The sequence below is a fragment of the Phyllobacterium sp. T2-21 genome (genome assembly GCF_055378485.1).
Map to the genome: position 1 here is coordinate 462,501 of NZ_AP027913.1, position 2,826 is coordinate 465,326.

The following is a 2,826-nucleotide window of genomic DNA, read 5'->3' on the forward strand; positions in this document are numbered from 1 at the left end:
GAAAGAGATCCTGAAACCGAATGCCTACAAACAGTTGGAGCCCAAGATTTGTTCTGGGTGACAGCGTACCTTTTGTATAATGGGTCAGCGACTTAGTCTGACGAGCAAGCTTAAACCGGTAGGTGTAGGCGCAGCGAAAGCGAGTCTGAACAGGGCGTTCAGTTCGTCGGATTAGACCCGAAACCAAGTGATCTAGCCATGAGCAGGTTGAAGGTAAGGTAACACTTACTGGAGGACCGAACCCGCATCTGTTGCAATAGATTGGGATGACTTGTGGCTAGGGGTGAAAGGCCAATCAAACTTGGAGATAGCTGGTTCTCCGCGAAATCTATTTAGGTAGAGCGTCGATCGAATACCTTCGGGGGTAGAGCACTGGATGGGCTAGGGGATCTCACCGATTTACCAAACCTAACCAAACTCCGAATACCGAAGAGTACTAATCGGCAGACACACGGCGGGTGCTAACGTCCGTCGTGAAGAGGGCAACAACCCTGACCACCATCTAAGGTCCCTAAGTTATGGCTAAGTGGGAAAGGATGTGAGGATCCCAAAACAACCAGGATGTTGGCTTAGAAGCAGCCATCATTTAAAGAAAGCGTAACAGCTCACTGGTCTAAATAAGGGTCTTTGCGCCGAAAATGTACCGGGGCTAAAGCCATACACCGAAGCTGTGGATTCTTTGGAACCTTCGGGTTCCCGGGAGTGGTAGCGGAGCGTTCTGTAAGCCGTTGAAGAGAGACCCGTGAGGGCTCTTGGAGGTATCAGAAGTGAGAATGCTGACATGAGTAACGATAAAGGGAGTGAGAGACTCCCTCGCCGAAAGTCCAAGGGTTCCTGCTTAAAGTTAATCTGAGCAGGGTTAGCCGGCCCCTAAGGCGAGGCCGAAAGGCGTAGTCGATGGGAACCACGTTAATATTCGTGGGCCTGCGGGTAGTGACGGATCGCGTATGTTGTTCTTCCTTATTGGATTGGAAGGGCTTCGAAGCGGTTCCAGGAAATAGCTCCCGCGTATAGACCGTACCCTAAACCGACACTGGTGGACTGGTAGAGAATACCAAGGCGCTTGAGAGAACTGCGTTGAAGGAACTCGGCAAATTGCACGCGTAACTTCGGAAGAAGCGTGACCCTTATGTACGCAAGTATGTGAGGGTGGCACAGACCAGGGGGTAGCGACTGTTTACCAAAAACACAGGGCTCTGCGAAGTCGCAAGACGACGTATAGGGTCTGACGCCTGCCCGGTGCTGGAAGGTTAAGAGGAGAGGTGCAAGCTTTGAATCGAAGCCCCAGTAAACGGCGGCCGTAACTATAACGGTCCTAAGGTAGCGAAATTCCTTGTCGGGTAAGTTCCGACCTGCACGAATGGCGTAACGACTTCCCCGCTGTCTCCAACGCAGACTCAGTGAAATTGAATTCCCCGTGAAGATGCGGGGTTCCTGCGGTTAGACGGAAAGACCCCGTGCACCTTTACTATAGCTTTACACTGGCATTCGTGTCGGCATGTGTAGGATAGGTGGTAGACTTTGAAGCGGGGGCGCCAGCCTTCGTGGAGTCATCCTTGAAATACCACCCTTACCTATATGGATGTCTAACCGCGGTCCGTTATCCGGATCCGGGACAGTGTATGGTGGGTAGTTTGACTGGGGCGGTCGCCTCCTAAAGAGTAACGGAGGCGCGCGATGGTGGGCTCAGACCGGTCGGAAATCGGTCGTCGAGTGCAATGGCATAAGCCCGCCTGACTGCGAGACTGACAAGTCGAGCAGAGACGAAAGTCGGTCATAGTGATCCGGTGGTCCCGCGTGGAAGGGCCATCGCTCAACGGATAAAAGGTACGCCGGGGATAACAGGCTGATGACCCCCAAGAGTCCATATCGACGGGGTTGTTTGGCACCTCGATGTCGACTCATCGCATCCTGGGGCTGGAGCAGGTCCCAAGGGTATGGCTGTTCGCCATTTAAAGCGGTACGTGAGTTGGGTTCAGAACGTCGTGAGACAGTTCGGTCCCTATCTGCCGTGGGTGTAGGAATATTGACAGGATCTGTCCCTAGTACGAGAGGACCGGGATGGACGTATCTCTGGTGGACCTGTTGTGGCGCCAGCCGCATAGCAGGGTAGCTATATACGGACGGGATAACCGCTGAAGGCATCTAAGCGGGAAACCCACCTGAAAACGAGTATTCCCTTGAGAGCCGTGGAAGACCACCACGTTGATAGGCCGGGTGTGGAAGTGCGGCAACGCATGAAGCTTACCGGTACTAATAGCTCGATTGGCTTGATCATTCTCATTACTTATATCCATCGCGAAGCGATGAATTGACTGTCTCACGCGCCGTATCGCCCCTTTGGGGCGGGCGCTGCGACGGCGCGCCGGACGTCCGGCGACGACCTAGCGGTCTGTATAGGTACTTTCTGGAACTTCGGTTCTAGGAAAAGCTCCAAATACAGCACGATAGTGCGTCGCGGCTCGTGCCGCGCCCCCGCGGAGCACAGCCCGATAGGGCTGATATGCGTGAGCGACATTCAACACAAACAAAACCAGCTTCTCTTTCATCGTTGCTTTTTGCTGACCTGGTGGTTACAGCGGAGCGGCTGCACCCGATCCCATTCCGAACTCGGCCGTGAAACGCTCCAGCGCCAATGGTACTTCGTCTCAAGACGCGGGAGAGTAGGTCGCTGCCAGGTCTGCCAAACGCAACATGAAATCATAATCTCTCCACATCCCATACGTTCCAATCAACAGGCCGCATCAAGCGGCCTTTTGCTTTTGCAAAACAGCAGGCACAAGTGCATAATTACACGCCGCTTCAAACGCGGTAGCCGGAAATACC

Annotated in this window: 2 rRNA genes (1 of these 2 cut by a window edge); both read left to right on the forward strand. The window is 53.6% G+C overall.

Annotated elements, in window-relative coordinates:
- A 23S ribosomal RNA gene (locus tag ACZ5FP_RS20345) occupies positions 1-2,278 on the forward strand (it extends 672 nt beyond the left edge of the window).
- Between the two features lie 287 nt (positions 2,279-2,565).
- A 5S ribosomal RNA gene (rrf, locus tag ACZ5FP_RS20350) occupies positions 2,566-2,680 on the forward strand.
- Positions 2,681-2,826: the final 146 nt, after the last annotated feature.